Genomic DNA, 17,714 nt, shown 5'->3' on the forward strand with positions numbered 1-17,714 from the left:
CGGCGGGGCGCGATGCGCGAGGTGCGCACCGCGCCCCGATCGCGTCAGATGTCGTCCAGCCCTTCCTCCCGGCGGATCATCCGCCAGGCCGCGCGGCGGGCGCTGCGGTCGAGGTTGGACTTGAAGTCCCGGTCGGTGCCGAAGTACCGCTTTCCGAGCGTGTCGATCGTGGAGACATGATCCATCATGTTCTCCTCGAACTTCTTGTCGAAGACGATGCCGAAGTTCTCTTCGTCGTTGACGACGGCGGCGGCGCGGACCTTCGGGTCGTCCTTCGTCGCGTTGAAGGCCGGGAGGACGTCCTCCTCGGTGAACTCCGTGCCGAACTTGGCGTTGAACTTCTCGATCAGCGCAGAAAGCAGTGACTTCTCGGCGTCGGTGGCACCACCGACCCCGTCACCGAAGCCCTTGAGCTCGGCGGCACCCTCGGGGTTGAGGGACACGTCGTGCTCGCCGGTCTTCTCGACGCGCAGATGGCTGAGGTCGACCTCGCCTATGTCGACTCCGCCGTCGGCGATGCGGGGAAGACGGTTGAGCAGGTAGCGCCCGTAGAGGTACAGGCGCTCCAACTCGGCGTCGCGGTACGGAACGATCTGCGCGAGGAAGCCGTACTTGCGGACGTAGTCGTTGAGGTTGGCCCGGAACTCCTCTGCCGTCTCGACGTCGTCCTCCTCCTCGCTCTCCAGGAGGGCGGTGAAGCGAGTGACGGCGGGGGAGAGGAGCCGGTACAGCTCGGCGTGCAGCTTCTCCCACTTGGACTGGGAGCCGCCCGCCTTCTCCTGCGCCTCGAAGTACGCGGCGACGAACTCGTCCATGTCCTGCTCCGAGATGATCGGCGCGGACATGACGCGGCTCTGGGCCGTATAGAGGAGGTTCGGGTCGGAGGGCAGGGTGTGCGCCTCCTCGAAGTACGGGCGGAAGGCGTCCTGGATGTCCTCGGCCTCGTTGACGAAGTCCAGGACGGCCAGGTCGGCCTGGGTCTTGCGCTCGGCGGTGCGGTTGAGGCGGGAGAGAGTCTGCACCGCGGCGATGCCGGTCAGCGTCTTGTTCACGTACATCGTCGTGAGGAGCGGCTGGTCGAAGCCGGTCTGGTACTTCTCGGCGACGACCAGGATCCGATATTCCTGCTGCCCCTTGCCGCCGGCCTTCACGGCCTTGTCGTCGGCGCGGGTGTAGGCGAAGGCCTTGGGCAGTGCGCTCTCGGACAGACCGCCGTTCTCCTTCACCTCGGTGGTCTCTTCACCTTCGATGGTGAGGGAGCCGGAGATCGCGACCAGGACACCGAGGTCCGGGTACTTGGTGTCGTAGTCGCGGTCGGCGATGTAGCTCTTGATGGCACGGGCCATCTGTACGGCGGAGTGGCGGGAGGCCGTGACCACCATGGCCTTGGCCCGGCCGCCGAGCCGGCCGCGGGTGTGGGCGACGAAGTGCTCGACGATCACCTGGGCGTGCTGGGACACCGTGTGCTCGTGCATGAGCGCGAACCGGGCGAGCAGGCTGTTCGCCTTGGAGGGGTCGACCTCCTTCTCGTCGCGGTTGAGGTTCGCGAGCTTCCAGTACGTGTTGTACGTGACGTAGTTGCGCAGTGGGTCGAGGATGAAGCCTTCCTCGATGGCCTGGCGCATGGAGTAGGTGTGGAAGGGCCGGTAGACGGACTTGCCGTTCTCCACGACTTCCGAGCCGAAGAGTTCCAGAGTCTTGGACTTGGGCGTTGCGGTGAAGGCGAAGTAGGAGAGGTTGGCGGCGTGCGAGCGCTCGACCGCCTTCGCCTTGAGCTTGTTGTCCACCGTGACCGTGGTCGCGCCCTCGTCGTCCGAGTCGGAATCCAGGCCGAGGTCACGCAGTGCGGACTTCACGGCGGTGGCGGCGTCGCCGGACTGGGAGGAGTGCGCCTCGTCGACGATGATCGCGAAACGGGTGCCCTTGATCTCGGTGGGGTTGCGCTTGATGTAGTCCAGCAGGGCCGGGAACGAGTGCAGGGTGACGGTGACGATCTTCCCGGTGTCCCGGGAGAGGGCGCGGGCGAGCTGTTCGCTCTTCGCGCCGTGCTTCTCGTCGACCTTGACGACCAGGCCGTCGGTCTGGCTGAAGCTGCCAACGGTCTCCCGGAGCTGGGCGTCCAGGTTGCGTCGGTCCGTGATGACGATGACCTTGTCGAAGACGGGTTCGCCGGGCTTGATGCGACCTTCGGCCAGGGCGTCGGGTGGGAGAACAGCCGGGTCCATGCGTGCGTGCAGGTCGCTGAGGCGGTGGGCCAGCCAACCGATGGTGTTCGACTTGCCGGACCCGGCGGAGGCCATGACCAGGTAGTTCTGGCCGGCGCCGTGGACGGAGGCGTGCGCGGTGAGCTTTCGGACCACGTCCCACTGATGGAACCGAGGGAAGATCGTCTTCTTGGTGACACCGCCGCCGGGCGTCTTCTCCTTCTGCTGGTGCACAAAGCGCTGGAGGAGGTCGAGCCAGTTGTCCCGCTGCCAGACCTCTTCCCAGAGGTAGGAGGTGGCGTACTTGCCCTGCGCCGTGGGCGCCGGGTTGCCGGCGCCGCCGGGCTGGCCGGGGCCGTTCGATCCGGTGTTGAACGGCAGGAACTGGGTGCTCTTGCCCCGCAGCTGCGTGGTGACGAAGACCAGGTCCGGGTCGACGGCGAAGTTGGCGATGACGCGCCGCGTGAAGATCAGCTCGGTCGGGTCACGGTCGGTCCGGTACTGCTCCTTGGCCTGCTCGACGCCCTGCCCGGTGAGCGGGTTCTTCAGCTCGGCGGTGGCGACGGGGATGCCGTTGAGGAACAGGGCCAGGTCGAGCCGATGACCCCAGTCGGCCTGCTTGGTGGCGTAGGGGAGTTCGCGGACGACGGTGAGGCGGTTGGCCCGGTAGCCGTTGAGTACGGAGTCGGCGGAGATGAGGTTGGGCTTGAAGTAGGCGACGCGGAGTCGGACCCCGCGGTCCTTCACACCGTTCCGGAGGACGTGCAGCAGCCCGTCATCGGCGATGGCCCGGTCGAGGCGTTGGGCGAAGCCTCGTTGTGCCTCGTTGGGGTTGCCGCCGTAGACGGTGAGCAGATCGTTCCACTCATCGGGCTGGGCGGCGCCGATGAAGGTGAACAGCTCGTTGGTGTCGAGACCGAGGTCGGCCTGAAAGTCCTCGGGGCTCGCCTCCCGCCAGCCTCGCTCGCACAGGGCGGCGACGATGGCAGACCCGAAGGACGACTCGTCGTGCACGGGGCTCATGCGGAGACTCCTTCGGTTACGTTGCGCCCGTCGGCGGTGGATACGTCGAACTGGCCGGTTACGACCGCGGTGATTAGGGCTTGACGGCGTTCGCCGAGCAAGTGCATCTGGCTGCGCAACGCGTTTTCCAGCTTTACGTGCTCGCTGCGTGCCGCCAAGATCCAGCGGACTAGTTCCTCCTGCTGTGAAACAGGAGGAACCGGTACAAGGATGCGGTTCATCTCGTCTTGGGTAATTTTTTCTCGGGTCGCCCCAGACATGTAGAGGTTACGGTCGAAAACGTTCAGGACCTCCGTGAGGAATCGGCCGTTAATTCCCGCAGGTCTCAAGACGTGGGCATGATTGTTCACCCATACCTTTCCCTCAACGTAAAAGGAGACTTCCAGATTCGGGTTACCGAGCTGAGCCCCGTCCTCTCCCAGCAATACGAGCGGCTCGTCGAAGAGGTAGTCGTCCACATGGTCGACGACGCGGCTGGCTCCGTAGTAGGGGTATGGCCCCTGGCGTTCCGATCGCTCGGACGAACTCAAGGGGACTCGTTTGCCGTCGAGGCATATGGTCAGATACCGGAGTGGGACGAGATTCCAGTCCGCAGGTATTTTGGGAAGCCAGGCCAATCCGGTCTTTTTGGTGTTCGCTCCGTGAAGCCCGCGTGTGAGCACATCCCTGACCGTGCTGAACCGCTTCAGTCGCAGAAGTTCCAGTTGCGCTTTGCGTTTCCCCGTCAGGGCATCCAGGGAACTCGTCCGGTCGTCGAGGAAAGCGGCGGCGCGGTGCTGCTCCGCCAAACCCGGGACTGGGAAGCGCTGAGCTCCGATCGTGCCGGCGGTGAGCAGGGGTTGCGCTGTCTTCGATGCCAACTCGGCGAGCCGGGCCCCCACAAGGAGGTAGTACATATAGGCCGGGTCGAGAGTAGGGCCAGCGGTCGCCACGATAGTATTGTCGGATGCCCAGCAGTTCGTGTGCGCAAGGCTCACGGCGCCGACTGTGCCGACCCGGCCGATGATCGCCGAACCAGCCATGGTGTTACAGCGGGCGGCACGCCCGATCACCCCGGAGGCTCCCATGAGGGGGAATCCACCCTCGTCCACCCGTTCCTCGCAGGAAGTGCCGCTGCGGAGGTTCAGCACCCACCTTAGGGAAACTGTTCTGCTCACGGTATGAGTCATTTGGTGATCTCTCCCAGGAGTCCCTGAATTTCAGCCTCCAGCGCTTTCAAATCCGCGTCGATTTCCGCCAATGGTCTCGGTGGCTCGTACACATAGAAATGCCGCGTAAACGGAATCTCGTACCCAATCTTGGTCTTGCTGTTGTCGATCCACGCCTCCGGCACGTGGGGGCGGACGTCCCGCTCCACGTATGCTTCGATGTCCTCACTCTGCGGCACGTTCTCGAAGTCCCGCAGCTCCGCGTCCGGCTCGGGTCGGCCCTTGACGAGCTGAACCTCGCCCTCCGGGTCCCGCACCCCGATGACGTCGCGCAGAGCCTTGTTGAACGGTGCCCCCGTAGGCCACGTACCGCCGGCCTGCACCACCGCGTCCTTCAGGGCGAGCCAAGCCTCCTGCTTCGTGCCCCAGGTCGCGCCCATCAGGGACTTGAAGGCGTCCGCGAGAGCCGCGGCCTGCGGCAGCTTCTGGATCGGCTTGGACGCCTCCAGTGCCGTTAGCGTCTCCTCCGTCACCTCGAAGCGCAGCTTCAGCGGGCGCTCCACCGTGATGCGCTGGTAGCCGAAGTCCTCGTTGCGGAAGACCTTCACCTTGCTGTGCAGCGGGTGCTCTGCGTTGTCCGCCACGGCCAGCGCTTCGCCGTACAGCTTGACCACCGTCGCGATGTGGTCCGAGCCCAGCTGCTTGCGCTTGTCGCCGAGCGACTTCCGCATCTTCTGCCACTGGTCGCGCGCGTCCAGCAGGACGACCTTGCCCTTGTGGTCCGGGCTCTTCCTGTTCGTCAGGATCCAGAAGTACGTCGAGATGCCGGTGTTGTAGAAGAGCTGATCCGGCAGGGCGACGATGCCCTCCAGCCAGTCGTTCTCCAGGATCCAGCGGCGGATTTCCGACTCGCCCGAGCCGGCCGCACCCGTGAACAGCGGCGAGCCGTTGAAGACGATCGCCAGACGCGATCCGCCCCCGCCGCTCACATCCACCGGCTTCATCTTGGAGATCATGTGCTGGAGGAACAGCAGAGAGCCGTCGTTGATACGCGGGAGACCCGCACCGAAACGGCCGGCCTCGCCGAGCGCCTTGTGCTCGTGCTCGACCTCGTCCTTGACCTTCTTCCACTCCACCCCGAACGGCGGGTTGGCCAGCATGTAGTCGAAGGTCTTGCGGGCGTGGCCGTCGTCGGAGAAGGAGTTGCCGAAGGCGATGTTCTCCGGATCCTGGCCCTTGATCATGAGGTCGGACCGGCAGATCGCCCACGACTCGGGGTTCAGCTCCTGCCCGTACACCTCCACCGTGGCGTCCGGGTTCAGCTCCGTGATCAGGTCGTCCATCGCGGAGAGCATGCCGCCCGTGCCGCAGGCCGGGTCGAGCACCGTGCGCACCGCGCCCGGAAGCTGGAGCGCGTCGCCGTCCGGGGCGACCAGCAGCCGCACCATGAGCTGAATGACCTCACGCGGCGTGAAGTGCTCACCGGCCGTCTCGTTGGACTGCTCGGCGAAGCGGCGGATCAGCTCCTCGAAGATGTAGCCCATGTTGTGGTTGGGCACGATCTCGGGACGCAGGTCCAGGTCCGTGAACGCGCCGATGACCTTGTAGAGGAGTCCGGCGCTGTCGAGCCGCTTGATCTGCTGGGCGAACTCGAAGCGCTCCAGCACGCCGCGCGCGTTGTCCGAGAAGGCACCCACGTAGACCATCAGGTTCTGCGCCGCGTTCTGGGGGTCCGCCGCGATCTTCTTCAGGGTCAGACGCGACCGGTTGTAGAAGGAGTGGCCCGAGGCCCGTCGCAGGAAGCGGTCCGGGTCGATGCCGCTGTCCTTGTGCTGCTCCGCGATCTCCGCGACCTTCTCGCGCGTAGGGGCCAGCACGCACTCCAGCCGCCGCAGCACCGTGAACGGCAGGATGACCTTGCCGTAGTCGGACTGCTTGTAGTCCCCCCGCAGGAGGTCGGCGACGGACCACGCGTGGTTCGCCAACTCCGTGTGCTTACTGCTGTTCAACTGGATCCCCGGATTCCTTCCGAAATGTCCCAACCCCACCGCCCGAGCCGAGCCGCGTTGAGCGGTCGACCGGAGCGGTCTGCCAATTGTGGTCTATGTGTGAAGGCCTGCATGCCGAATGGGACGAATCGCCACCCGGCCGCGTACCTCCGGCCGCCTGACTCAGCCGTCTCCTGGCGTTGGCAGCAACTGTCCGCCCGTGAGCCCGCTTACCAGCAACCGCGCCGTCTCCTCCGCCAGCCGCGTCGCCCGCTGAGCCTCCGCCCGGAGTCCGTGCACGTGCCGGAATGCCTCCCCGTACCGCCGCTGCTCCTCCAGCGGCAGCAGCGGTACGCGCAGTCGGCCCGGGTTGACGGTAAGGGTCGTGCTGCCCGTCGAGGCGCCCGCGATGTTCTCCTCCGCCCCCAGGAACCCGGCGAGGAACCAGGCGTCCAAGCGTGCCGGGTCCGGGCGGAAGAGGTGGACGTGCGGGCCGGGCAGAGCGCCGGCGTCTCCCTCGCCCGCGACCCGGGCCATGGCGCCTTCCACGCTCGCGACCGCACGTACGAGGACGTCCCCCACGGCGATCACGGGCGACGTGTCGTCGTACAGCTCCGTCGGCTCTCCCGTGGGACCCGACCCGGTCGCGATGTCCGAGCCGGTGAGTACCGCCCGTGCAACCTGGCTCCCATGCTCACCGTTCGCGACGTGTGCCCGTGTACGCGCGCTGTCCGGCACCAGGCGGAGGAGAGTGAGCGCTCCGCCCCGCGAGAGATCGGAGGCCGTCGCCGTCCGCCACTCCCGGGAGTCGGCACCCGCGGCACTCCATCCTTCGCGACCGGCCGTCCGCGCGAGGGCCTTCGCGGCCTTCACGAGGTCCTGTCGCGTGGCATCCACCTCGGCCGACAGTTTCGCCGGATCGACCTCCGCCCGTGACGCCCGCACGAGCCGCGCGGGGGTCAGATCCACCACGTCGTCCAACAGGTCCACCACACCGACCGCGTGTGCGACACCCGGCTCGCCTTCGAAGGCGTCCGGGTCCGCCGTGAACGCCTCCCACGCCTCCAGCGCCCGCGCTGTTACCGCTGCCCAGTCCACGGACGTCGAACGGCCGGTACCCCGCGTCCGCGACGGCGCTGTCGCCGCACCACGCCCGGTCGCCGTCGTCGGTGTCTCCGCCGCCGTGTCCACGAACAGTACGGACTTGCGCGCCGCGCCCCCCGGCTCGGGGCGCTGCAACACCCACACCTGAAGGCCCACGTGCAGCGGCACCGACGCGCCGACCGGCAGCGCGATCACCGCGCGCAGGGCTCCGCTGCGTACGAGCTCCGCTCGTACGCGCCGCCCAGACGCTCGCCCGGCCGTGGCCGGGGGCAGCAGCAGGACCGCGTAGCCGCCGGGCACCAGGTGGGCGAGCGCGTGCTGTACCCAGGCCAGTTCCGACTCCGCGCGGGCCGGGACGCCGTACGCCCAGCGCGGGTCATAGGCCAGTTCGTCGTGGCCCCAGTCCCGGATGCCGTAGGGCGGGTTGGACAGTACGGCATCGGCGAGCAGGTCCGGGAAAGCGTCCGCGCGGAGACTGTCCTCGGCGCGGACGGTGACAGTGGCATCCGGTGCGGTCAGCATCAGGCTGACGGCGCTTCGGCGGGCCTGAACGGGCAACACGTCCTGGCCGTACAACTCGCGAGCGCCGTGCCGGGAGGCCGCCGCGAGGAGGGAACCGCTGCCGCAGGCCGGGTCGAGGACGCTGGACGCAGTACCCGGGACCAACCGGGCGATGAGGTCCGTGAGCGGCTCGGGCGTCCGGTAGGCGCCACTCGCCGCACTGTCCTCCAGCTCCCACTCCGCGAGGACGCCCAGTGTGGCCTGGCCGCCTGACTCGCGTACACACGCGTACAGCGCGCGGAGGACCGGCGCGTCCTTGGCCGTGAAGCGGACGGCACCGTCACCCGTCCCCGGGACGGCCTTGGCGACGGTCGTTCTGTCGCGCTCGGCCTCGGAAGCGAGGTCTGCGTCGGACAGGCCGGCGGTCGCCGCCAGCTCGGCTGGGGAGCGGCGGGCTGCTGCCAAGACGAGGAGCAGCAACTCGGCGGAGTCGCCCGCGGCACCGCTGCCGGCACGTCCGTGCAGGCGGAGCATCGTGCGGAGTTCCTCCGCCGGACTCGCGGCGGAGGCGTGACCGCGCGCGGCCAGCCACGCGCGCACTGCCTCCAGGTCGTACAGCGGGCTGCTCTCCGTGCCGCCGGAGGGCTCGGGGAAGTCGTCGTGCCGGCGGCGCCAGTTGCTGACGGTGGCGCGTGTGACTCCGGCGATGCGGGAAATCTCGGCTGCCGTCACCTGCGCCGTGGACTGCTGGGGCATGGCGGTTCCTGGACCTCTCGGTAGCTGACAGTCAACAACCTACAGCACGCGTCAAGCCCGTAAATGCGATTGACAATGCTTTCGTTCTGCTGCTTATCTGGTCAGGCTTCCGGCGTGGGTGGTGTCGACACCGCCGCGCCCACCGGACCGCTCCAGATGCCGTGCAGGCATCGCTTCAGGGGGAGACCATGCGTCTGACCATGCCGACCGCCGTCGTCGAAGGCACCCAGCTCACCGTCATGCCGTTCCGCGACGACGCCGTCGTGGGGACGATGGCGGTGCCCGCACTCGTCCAGTTGGTGCCTTCGCCCCGCGCCGAGGAGGACCCGCGCAAGCTGAAGGCGGCGTCGGGCCTGGTGCGTCGGCACGCCGAGCTGCGCGCCACCGTCCAGCGCACGCTGAAGTCCTCGCAGAAGGGCAAGAACGTCCGTCCGTACGCCGAGTACATCGCCGCCGGTATCAAGGGCGAGCTCGGGGCCGCCTGGTCCACGCCGCCGATCACCCTGTGGCACGCCGGACCGCTTGCCGCGCTCAGTGAGGAACTGGTTCTCGGCACCGGTCTGCGTACCCTGACCGTCGCCCCGGGCACGATGGTCGTCGCCATCGACGGCGAGACCCAGACCACGGCCTGGCACGACCTCTACGATGACCCGGAGGCGTATGGGCTGACGTATTCGCAGCTCTCGCGCGTACGCATCCCGTTCGAGCTGTACGTCGACCTGGCTCCGGCGGACGCGCGGCAGATCTTCTACGACCGCAACGTGCAGGGCGTCGCCGTGGCGAAGAACCTCGCCATGTCCATGGACCAGCGGGACTTCGGTACCCGCCTGGCCCATCTGGTCGCCGACTCCGTACGGATCGACGTCGACGGCCAGCGGGTGCCGTTCGCCCGGCTCGTGAACGTCAGCAAGCGGCAGCTGTCCGCCGGTGACCGCGAGGTCGTCACCCTCTCCGCTTTGCGCGCACTCGTGGTCACCACCCTCTACGGGCGGGGCGGGCTCGCACGTTCCGCCGAGTCCGTGCACGAGGACGAGTTGCCGGCGGGCGCCCACCCCGAGCAGGTGGAGGCCGCCGTCGTCCCCATCCTCGGCGACGTGATCGTCCGTCACGCCCGCGAGTTCACCGAGCGTGGTGCCATCACCGCTCCGGCAGTCCTGGCGGGGCTCGGTATCGCCGTACACCCCACCATGCCCTGGAGCGAGTCGGGGGCCGTGTTCCGCATGGACGACCTGCTCCGGCTCCTCGACGGCATTCGCTGGGAGCGCGAGGCGAAGTACTGGGACGGCGTCGCCGCCAAGACCGGGGCCTCCGGCCGCCTCAACTTCAGCGGCGGGGTCAAGGACTCAGGCGGTCGTGTCGCCGACGCGATCCTCTATCCGGCGACCGAGGCCGGGCGGCAGATCCGCGGCCTCTGAACCCGGGAGCGCACCGGACGAGTCCCTCGAGAGGCATGGGCATGTGGACGTGTTCGGGCTCTTCCGCATGGGCGTCATCGCTGACCCGCGTGGGGGCTGGGCCGCGGGTCGGCCGTGCCATCAGGGGCCTGGACCAGCCAATCCCCTTAATGCGTACCATGTGCAAGTGCGCCACAGTGACTACAGCATCCGGACAGCAACCCCCACCGACCTCCCCGACGCCCGAGCCGTCATGCTCGACACCGTCTACCGCGACTTCGGTACCGGTTACGTCCCCCGCTGGCACGGCGACATCATCGACCTGGCCGGGGCCTACCTGACCCCCGAGCGGCACACGCTCCTCGTCGCCGTGGACGAGGGGGACGGCGAGGTCGTGGCGACCGGTGCTCTCGACTCCCGTGGTCCCGCGCACCCGCCGAACCCCGCGCACGTCGCCGAGCGGTTCCCCTCGGGTGTGACCGCGCAGCTGCGGAGGGTGTACGTGCGGCCCGAGCACCGGCGGCGTGGGCTTGCGCGTCGGCTTGTCGAGGAGTTGCTGGCGTTCGCCGCCGCCGACGGGGGATACCGGGCCGTGTATCTGCACACCGACCCCGCCGTCACCGGGGCCGAGCCGTTCTGGCGGTCGTTGGCCAAGGTCGTGCACGACGAGCGGGAGGACGTGGGGGGCGGGCAGGGGATCGTGCACTTCGACGTGCCCCTGCCCGTGCCGGCCCGGGTCGGGTAGGCGTGAAAATCGTTTTCATATAGGATTCCGGGTGCTCCGGGACTCCCCCCCGAGCCCGCCTCCGTCCGCCTGCCCGACCGCCTGTTCCCTCCCCCCAAACCGATCGATCCGAGGACCATGCGCTCCCTCCGCCGACCCCGGCTGCTCGCCCCCTTCCTGCTCGTCCCGTTGATGGCCGGCTGCTTCGCCTCCGGAGGCGGCGGTGACTCCGCGTCCGGGGACGGTGGTGACGGCGACGGGGCCCGGCTTCGCGTCGCGCTCGCCTTCCCGCCCGCCGAGAACCTGTCCCCGTACGGCGCCGACGCCACCCTGCTCAGCCGTCTCGGAGTGACCGAGGGGCTCACCGCGCTGGACGCCAACGGCTCCGCCGCGCCCGCGCTCGCCGAGTCCTGGCGGCGGGACGGTGAGAAGACCTGGGAGTTCACGCTCCGCGACGCCACCTTCCAGGACGGCAGCGACGTGACCCCGGCCGCCGTCGCCGCGTCCCTCACCCGGGCCACCGGCGCCGAGCCCGCACCGGCCGCGCTCTCCGGCGTCACCCTCAGTGCCGAGGCGGGCGGGGACCGGGTCGTCCGGATCACCACCACCGAGCCCGACCCCGTCCTGCCGCTGCGGCTCTCCAGCCCCAGCCTCGCGATCCTGTCCAAGGACGCCTACGGCAAGGGCAACCGCGTCGACCCCGTCGGGCACGCCACCGGACCCTTCGAGCTGACCAAGGTCAACGGCGCCACCTCCGCCTCCCTCGACCGGTTCGACGACTACTGGGGCGGCCGCGCCCAGGCCTCCGGCATCGACGCCCGCTTCATCGCCGACGGCACCGCACGCGCCAACGCCCTGCGGACCGGGGAGCTGGACATCGCCGAGGCCGTTCCCGTCGCCCAGGCGGCCTCCCTCGACGAGAGGAACCGGCGCGACACCGCCACCACCCGGACGACCAGCCTGCTGCTCAACGCCTCGTCGGGAACCTTCAAGGACGCCGGGCTGCGAGCCGCCGCCCGTGCCGCCCTGGACACCTCCGTGTTCGCCAAGGACGTCTACGAGGGCTACGCCGACGCCGGGGCCGGGGTCTACGGGCCCGCCGTCACCTGGGCCGAGGGCAAGCGGACCGCGCCCGTCGGGCGGGCGGCGGCCAAGAAGCCCGGGAGCGGTGACACCCTCACCCTCGCCACCTATGACAACCGGCCCGAGCTGCCCGAGGTCGCCCAGGTCGTCAAGCAGCAGTGGGAGAAGGCAGGGTTCACCGTCAAGCTCACCGTGCGGGAGTACTCGCGGCTCGAAGGCGACGCCCTCGACGGGAAGTTCGACGCCTTCGTGCTCGCCCGCAACACCCTCCTCGACACCGGTGACCCCGTCGCCGTGCTCGCCGGCGACTACACCTGCGACGGCGGGTTCAACATCGCCCAGCTCTGCGACAAGGGCGTCGACCGCGCCGTCGCCGACGCCGAGAAGACCGCCGACACCGCGAAGCGGCAGGACGCCGCCATGGCCGCCGAGGCCCGCATCCTCGGCAGCGACGCCGTCGTGCCGCTCGTGCACCAGCGCGTCATCACCGGCGTCGCCGACTCCGTGCAGGGCGTGATCCTCGACCCGTACGAGCGCACCCTCGTCGGCACCGGCACCCGGCGCTGAACCGTGCGGCAGCGCGTGGCCACCCTGGTGTGGCGGGTCGTGCTCGCGGGCGTGCTCGTGGGCGGCGTCGGGCTGCTGCCCTGGCTCACCCGCACCGATCCCGCGTACACCGTCCTCAAGGCGCGGTCCGCCGAGCGCGAACCCACCCCCGAGGTGCTCGCCGACATCCGGCGGCAGCTCGGGATCGACGGCGGGCCCCTGCACGTACTCGGCGGCTGGCTGGGCGGGCTCGTGCGCGGGGACGCCGGGCAGTCGTGGATCTCCGGGAGCGATGTGCTGCCCGCCGTGCTCCAGGCGCTCGGTGCCTCGCTGCTGCTCATGGGTGCCGCGCTGCTCGTCGCCGTGCTCACCGCCGGACTGATCTGCCTGCGCACCCTGCGGCTCGGGGCACGGCGGCGGCTCGGCGGGCGGCGCAGTGGCGGGAGCGGGTCCGCCGTGCTCGCCTCGCTGCCCGAGTTCCTCGTCGCCTCCGTGCTCGCCACCGTCGTCGGAGTGCAGTGGGGATGGCTGCCCGCGCTGGGGTGGTACGGGCCCCAGTGGACCGTGCTGCCCGCGCTCGCGCTGGGGCTGCCCGCGGGTGCGGTGCTGGGGCGGCTGCTCGACGACCTCTTGCCCGGTGCCTTCGGGGAGCCGTGGGCGCTGGCCGCCGCGGCGCGCGGACTGACCGGGAGGTCCGTCGCCCGCCAGGCGCTGCGCCGGTGCGTGCCCGCGCTGCTGCCCAACCTCGGGCTGTTCGTCGTCGGGCTGACCGGCGGGGCCGTCGCCGTCGAGCAGGTCTTCGACATCCCGGGGCTCGGGCGCACCACCCTCGAGGCCGCCCTCGCCCAGGACCTTCCCGTCCTCCAGGCCGGCACCCTCGCCCTCGTCCTGCTCGCCGCGCTCGCGACCGGCGCCACCCGCCTCGCCGCCCGGCTGCTGACCGGCCCCGCGCTGCGCGACGGCGCCCTGTCCTCGCTGCACCGGCCCGCCCCGCCCGCCGGGGGACTGCTGCCGCTCCTCTACGGCGCCGTCCTGCTCGCCGTCGTCGGGTTCGGGCTGGCCCGCGATCCGCTCGCCCTCGACACGGGGGAGCGGCTGCGGGGGCCCTCCCTCGCGCATCCCTTCGGCACCGACGCCCTCGGGCGCGACCTGCTCGCCCGCGTCGGCCACGGGGCGCTGGACACGCTGCTGCTGGCCGCCGCCATCAGCGCCGCCGCCCTGCTCGCGGGCGTACTGCTCGGGCTCGTGCCCCGCGTCTCCGCGCCGCTCGTCGACACCGTCAACGCGGTGCCGCCCGTGCTCGTCGCCCTCCTCGTCACCGCCGTCGCGGGCAGCGGGACGACCACGCCCGCGCTCGCCGTGGGCGCCGTCGCCTGGGCGCCGCTCGCCGCGCACACCTCCTCCCTGCTGCGGCAGGAGCGGGCCACCCTGCACATCACCGCCACCAAGGGGCTGGGCGCGGGGCGGGTCCACCTGCTGCGGTACGAACTGCTGCCCGCCGTACTGCCGCCGGTCCTGCGGCACGCACTGCTGAGGCTGCCCGGTGTCGCCCTCGCGCTCGCCTCGCTCGGCTTCCTCGGCCTCGGCGCCCAGCCGCCGTCTCCCGAGTGGGGCCTGCTGCTCGCCGAGAACCAGCCCTACGCCGAGCGCGCCCCCTGGGCCGTCCTCGCCCCCGCCGCCGTACTCGCCCTGCTCGGCGCGCTGGCCGTCGGCGCGGCCGGCGGGCTGCGCCGCCCGGCCCGGCGGCGGCCCTCACGGGCCGTCACCGAGGGGGCCGCGGGCTCCGGTCAGCGGCCCGTCGAGGCGGCGGCGAAGGAACCGGCCGGAGCCCGGTGAGATGACGTCCGCGTTCACCCGCTCGTCCGCACCGGCGTCGTCCGGCCGGCGCACCGCCCGGCTCGCCACGCTCTCCCCGCTGCTCCGGCTGCTCATCCTCACCCAGCTCGCGTTCAACATCGGCTTCTTCGCCGTGCTGCCGTTCCTCGCCGAGCACCTGGGGCAGTCCGTCGGCATGGCGGGCTGGCTGGTCGGCTTCGTGCTCGGGCTGCGGACCTTCAGCCAGCAGGGGCTGTTCGTGGTCGGCGGGGCCCTCGCCGACCGGTACGGCATCCGGCCCGTCGTGCTCACCGGGTGCGTGCTGCGGATCGCCGGGTTCGCCTGGCTCGGGTTCGCCGGGCGGACCTGGGCCGTCGTCGGCGCCGTCCTGCTGATCGGATTCGCCGCCGCGCTCTTCTCGCCGGCCGTCGAGTCCGAGGTCGCCCGGCAGGCGGTGGCGTGGGAGGAGTCGGGGGGCGGCGACCGGACCCGGGTGCTCGCGCTGTTCACCGTCGCCGGGCAGGCCGGGGCCTTCGTCGGGCCGCTGCTGGGCGCGCTGCTGCTCGCCGTCGACTTCCGTACGGCCTGCCTCGCCGGCGCCGGTGTCTTCGTGCTGGTCCTCGCCGGGCACGCCCGGCTGCTGCCGCAGCGCATCCCCGGGCGGGTCCAGGTCCGGGTCGGGGGCGGGGCACGGCTCGTCCTGCGCAACCGGCGCTTCCTCGCCCTGTGCTGCGCCTACGGTGCCTATCTGCTCGCCTACAACCAGCTCTACCTCGCCCTGCCCGCCGAGGTGGAGCGGGCCGCCGGTTCACAGGCGCCGCTGGCCTGGCTGTTCGCCCTCTCGTCGCTGCTGGTGGTGACCGCGCAGCTGCCGGTGACCCGGTGGGCGGGGGACCGGCTGGCGCCGCGCCGGTCGATGGTGGCCGGCCTCGTGCTGATCGCCGTCGGGTTCGCGGTCGTCGGGCTGGCGCGGCCCGCGGGGTGGACGGGGACGGGCGGGCTGGTACCCGCCGCCGGGTTCGTAGTCCTGCTCACCCTCGGGCAGATGCTCGTCGCCCCCGTCGCCCGTGCCTGGGTCCCCGACCTGGCCGAGGAGGGGCGGCTCGGGCTGTACACGGGGGCGCTGTCCTCGTTCTCCGGGCTCGTCGTGCTGGCCGGCAGTTCCGCGACCGGTCTGCTGCTGGACTCCGGGTTGCCGGTCGCCGTGCCGTGGCTGGCGCTGGCCGCGGTGCCGCTGGTGGCGGTGGGAGTGCTGCCCCGGCGGGGGCACTGACGCGGCGCCGCGCCCGCACGTGGCGTCCGTCGCGCCGGCCCCGGTGCCGTTCAGGTGCTCCGGACGTCGCGCAGTGCCGCGTGCGGCGCGGCACCCGACAGCGCCTCGTCCATGCGGCGCAGCAACAGGGTGTTGAGGCCGGTTTGCGTGTCGTTGTCCAGGACCGCTCCCGGGCCGTCCTTCTCCTGTGCGACCAGCGCGACGTACGGTCCGCGGCGCATCATGCACATGATCCCGATGTCCTGCCCCTCCCAGACGGCCCGGTAGCCGGTGAGCTCGTCGCCGAGCCGCGTCCCGTCCGGTGGGGTGTACGCCGAGGGGTCGGGCCGGAAGCCGGACGAGGCGTCGTTCCGGAAGGCGTCCGCCAGCGCGTCGAAGGTCTTCTCGGCGTCGTCCTCGGACGCGTGCACCAGCACCTGGAGTTCGGCATGCCACCCCGTCTCCTCCGAGGTCTCGTCGGGGGCGTAGCCCGCCACGGCTCCGGCCCGTACGCGCTTCCCGCAGGGCTCGGGGTGTTCGCCGCAGACCGTGCCCTCGTAGCCGCCGCGCTCGCCGTCGGGGAAGGCGGCGCCCGGAAGACTCTCGAAGGACGTTCCGGCCAGGGCCGCCCGGTCGGGCAGGATCGCGTCGGCCGTCTCCCGGGTGGCCGGCAGCGGATCGGCGGCGGGCGGCTTCGAGGCCCCGTGGTCCGAGGTCGCGTGGTCCGAGGTGCCCGGGCTCGCGTCCTCGTCGCCGTCGGTGAACACGCGGGCGCCGCCGTACCCGGCGAGGGCGACCAGGATCATGAGGGCGACGGCGAGCACGGCGAGCAGCCATCGGCCCTGCCGGTTGTTGTTGACGGTCAGGGGACCCAGCGAGATCTGGTTGCGGTGGACCCGGGCCCCGCCGCCGACCACCACACTGCCCGTGATCGACTGCGGCGGCGGTCCGGCGGCCGCGTCGGCAAGGGCCGCGAGACGACGGCCGAAGGCGGGGTCGGCGGCCACCTCCCGTTCCAGGATCGCCCGCACCGCGGCCCTGCCCGCCGCATCGCCCGGGTTCCCCACGAACGCGTCCAGCGCGGCACGGTCGTCCTCCGTACCCCTCAGCCGTTCCCTGAGCGCTCCGAGCAGGGCCTGCGCCGCCATCCCGCCCGCCGCGGACGCGGCACCGTCGACCCCCTGGGTCAGGACGTGCAGGACTTCCGCCACCAAGTCCGGGGTGTCCACGTGACCCTCCCTCCCCGCGCGCCACCGCCGTCATGAACTCCGAGCCACGTCCGGTCACTCACCGGAGTCCCGTCCGGAACGGGGTCATACCCACCACCAAGTGCCCAGTAATCCCAGGGGAGTTCAAGAGGACCGGCCAACCGCGGGCGACCGCCGCCACAACCACCGCACGTCCCGCCCGAAGGACCACACCAGCAGGCCCAGCGCCACCGCCACCACCCCGGCGTTCACCCCGCGCGGCAGCAGGCCCGCGCCCGCCAGGAGCAGCAGCGCGCCCTGCAGCGCGGCCACCGTCTTGCGGGCCGTGCTCGGCGGCAGCGGGGCGGTCAGCCACGGCCACACCCGGGCCGCGGCCACGAACACGTACCGCATGGCTCCGATCAGCAGCACCCACGGCCCCAGGTCCGTGGCGACGTACACGCTGAGCACCAGGATGAGGAACGCGTCCACCTCCATGTCGAAGCGCGCGCCCAGCGGTGTGCACGTGCCGGTGCGGCGCGCGACCCTGCCGTCCACGCCGTCCAGGACCAGGGCCACGGCCGTCAGGCCGACGAGGAGGGGGACGGGCGGCGCGCCGCGGAAGGAGTCCGCGACCAGCGCGGTGACGCCGCCGACCAGGGCGGTGCGGCCGAGGGTGACCCGGTTGGCCGGGCCGAACGACGGCGGCCGTGAGCGGTGCAGGGCGCGCGAGAGCACCGCCCAGCTCGCGAACGCGAACACCACACCGGTCAGCCAGCCCGCCGCGCCCAGGCCGATGGCGGTGCCCAGCAGCGCCAGCAGCAGGAGCATCGCCCCCGCCCCCACCGCGGTCTCCTGCTGAACGGACCTCGCGGCACAGACGTCATAGGCGTCGTACGTGTTGTTCAGGGCCACCGAACACCCTCCGGCCGTGTGACAGAGTCGGTCAACGCCGCTGCCGTGGGCGCGGCTCGTGCACCTCTCGGTAC

The 17,714-nt window shown here is 70.9% G+C and carries 11 protein-coding genes; 5 read left to right on the forward strand and 6 right to left on the reverse strand.

From position 1 onward, the window contains the following. Positions 1-44: 44 nt before the first annotated feature. From Sdi02f_RS01760 to Sdi02f_RS01775, 4 genes are all read right to left on the reverse strand, one after another. Positions 45-3,227: a type I restriction endonuclease subunit R gene (locus Sdi02f_RS01760; RefSeq protein WP_031185999.1), complete on the reverse strand. Its 3,183-nt coding sequence runs from the start codon at positions 3,225-3,227 to the stop codon at positions 45-47. Further along, the gene (locus Sdi02f_RS01765; RefSeq protein ID WP_159107624.1) at positions 3,224-4,357 is read right to left on the reverse strand and encodes a restriction endonuclease subunit S; all 1,134 of its coding nucleotides are present in this window, start codon (positions 4,355-4,357) and stop codon (positions 3,224-3,226) included. The genes Sdi02f_RS01760 and Sdi02f_RS01765 overlap by 4 nt, the downstream gene beginning before the upstream one ends. 35 nt (positions 4,358-4,392) lie before the next feature. Beyond that, positions 4,393-6,384, reverse strand: coding sequence for a type I restriction-modification system subunit M (locus Sdi02f_RS01770; RefSeq protein ID WP_108932565.1), 1,992 nt, complete (start codon positions 6,382-6,384; stop codon positions 4,393-4,395). Between the two features lie 162 nt (positions 6,385-6,546). Beyond that, positions 6,547-8,724, reverse strand: a complete 2,178-nt coding sequence (locus Sdi02f_RS01775) for an N-6 DNA methylase (RefSeq protein WP_174843295.1) — start codon at positions 8,722-8,724, stop codon at positions 6,547-6,549. 188 nt (positions 8,725-8,912) lie between these two features. On the opposite strand from Sdi02f_RS01775, the gene Sdi02f_RS01780 reads away from it, so the two are divergent. From Sdi02f_RS01780 to Sdi02f_RS01800, 5 genes are all read left to right on the forward strand, one after another. Next, the gene (locus tag Sdi02f_RS01780) at positions 8,913-10,139 is read left to right on the forward strand and encodes a DNA sulfur modification protein DndB (RefSeq protein ID WP_108932566.1); all 1,227 of its coding nucleotides are present in this window, start codon (positions 8,913-8,915) and stop codon (positions 10,137-10,139) included. Positions 10,140-10,305: 166 nt separating this feature from the next. Beyond that, positions 10,306-10,863, forward strand: coding sequence for a GNAT family N-acetyltransferase (locus Sdi02f_RS01785; RefSeq protein ID WP_030401056.1), 558 nt, complete (start codon positions 10,306-10,308; stop codon positions 10,861-10,863). Between the two features lie 117 nt (positions 10,864-10,980). Beyond that, on the forward strand, positions 10,981-12,492 hold the full coding sequence (locus Sdi02f_RS01790) for an ABC transporter substrate-binding protein (RefSeq protein WP_031082979.1): 1,512 nt from the start codon (positions 10,981-10,983) through the stop codon (positions 12,490-12,492). Positions 12,493-12,495: 3 nt separating this feature from the next. Beyond that, complete coding sequence (locus Sdi02f_RS01795; protein ID WP_030401058.1) at positions 12,496-14,307, forward strand: ABC transporter permease subunit; 1,812 nt, start codon at positions 12,496-12,498, stop codon at positions 14,305-14,307. A 1-nt stretch (position 14,308) separates the two neighbouring features. After that, entirely contained in the window at positions 14,309-15,559 is a 1,251-nt protein-coding gene (locus Sdi02f_RS01800) for an MDR family MFS transporter (RefSeq protein ID WP_108932567.1), read from the forward strand. A gap of 50 nt (positions 15,560-15,609) precedes the next feature. Here the strand turns inward: Sdi02f_RS01800 and Sdi02f_RS01805 are convergent, their stop codons facing one another. Beyond that, a complete protein-coding gene (locus Sdi02f_RS01805; RefSeq protein ID WP_108932568.1) occupies positions 15,610-16,767 on the reverse strand; it encodes a hypothetical protein in 1,158 nt (385 codons plus the stop codon). 123 nt (positions 16,768-16,890) lie between these two features. Continuing rightward, entirely contained in the window at positions 16,891-17,640 is a 750-nt protein-coding gene (locus Sdi02f_RS01810) for a CDP-alcohol phosphatidyltransferase family protein (RefSeq protein WP_108932569.1), read from the reverse strand. Between the last annotated feature and the right edge of the window lie 74 nt (positions 17,641-17,714).

The organism is Streptomyces ardesiacus (genome assembly GCF_003112575.1).
GTDB classification, from domain to species: Bacteria; Actinomycetota; Actinomycetes; order Streptomycetales; family Streptomycetaceae; genus Streptomyces; species Streptomyces ardesiacus.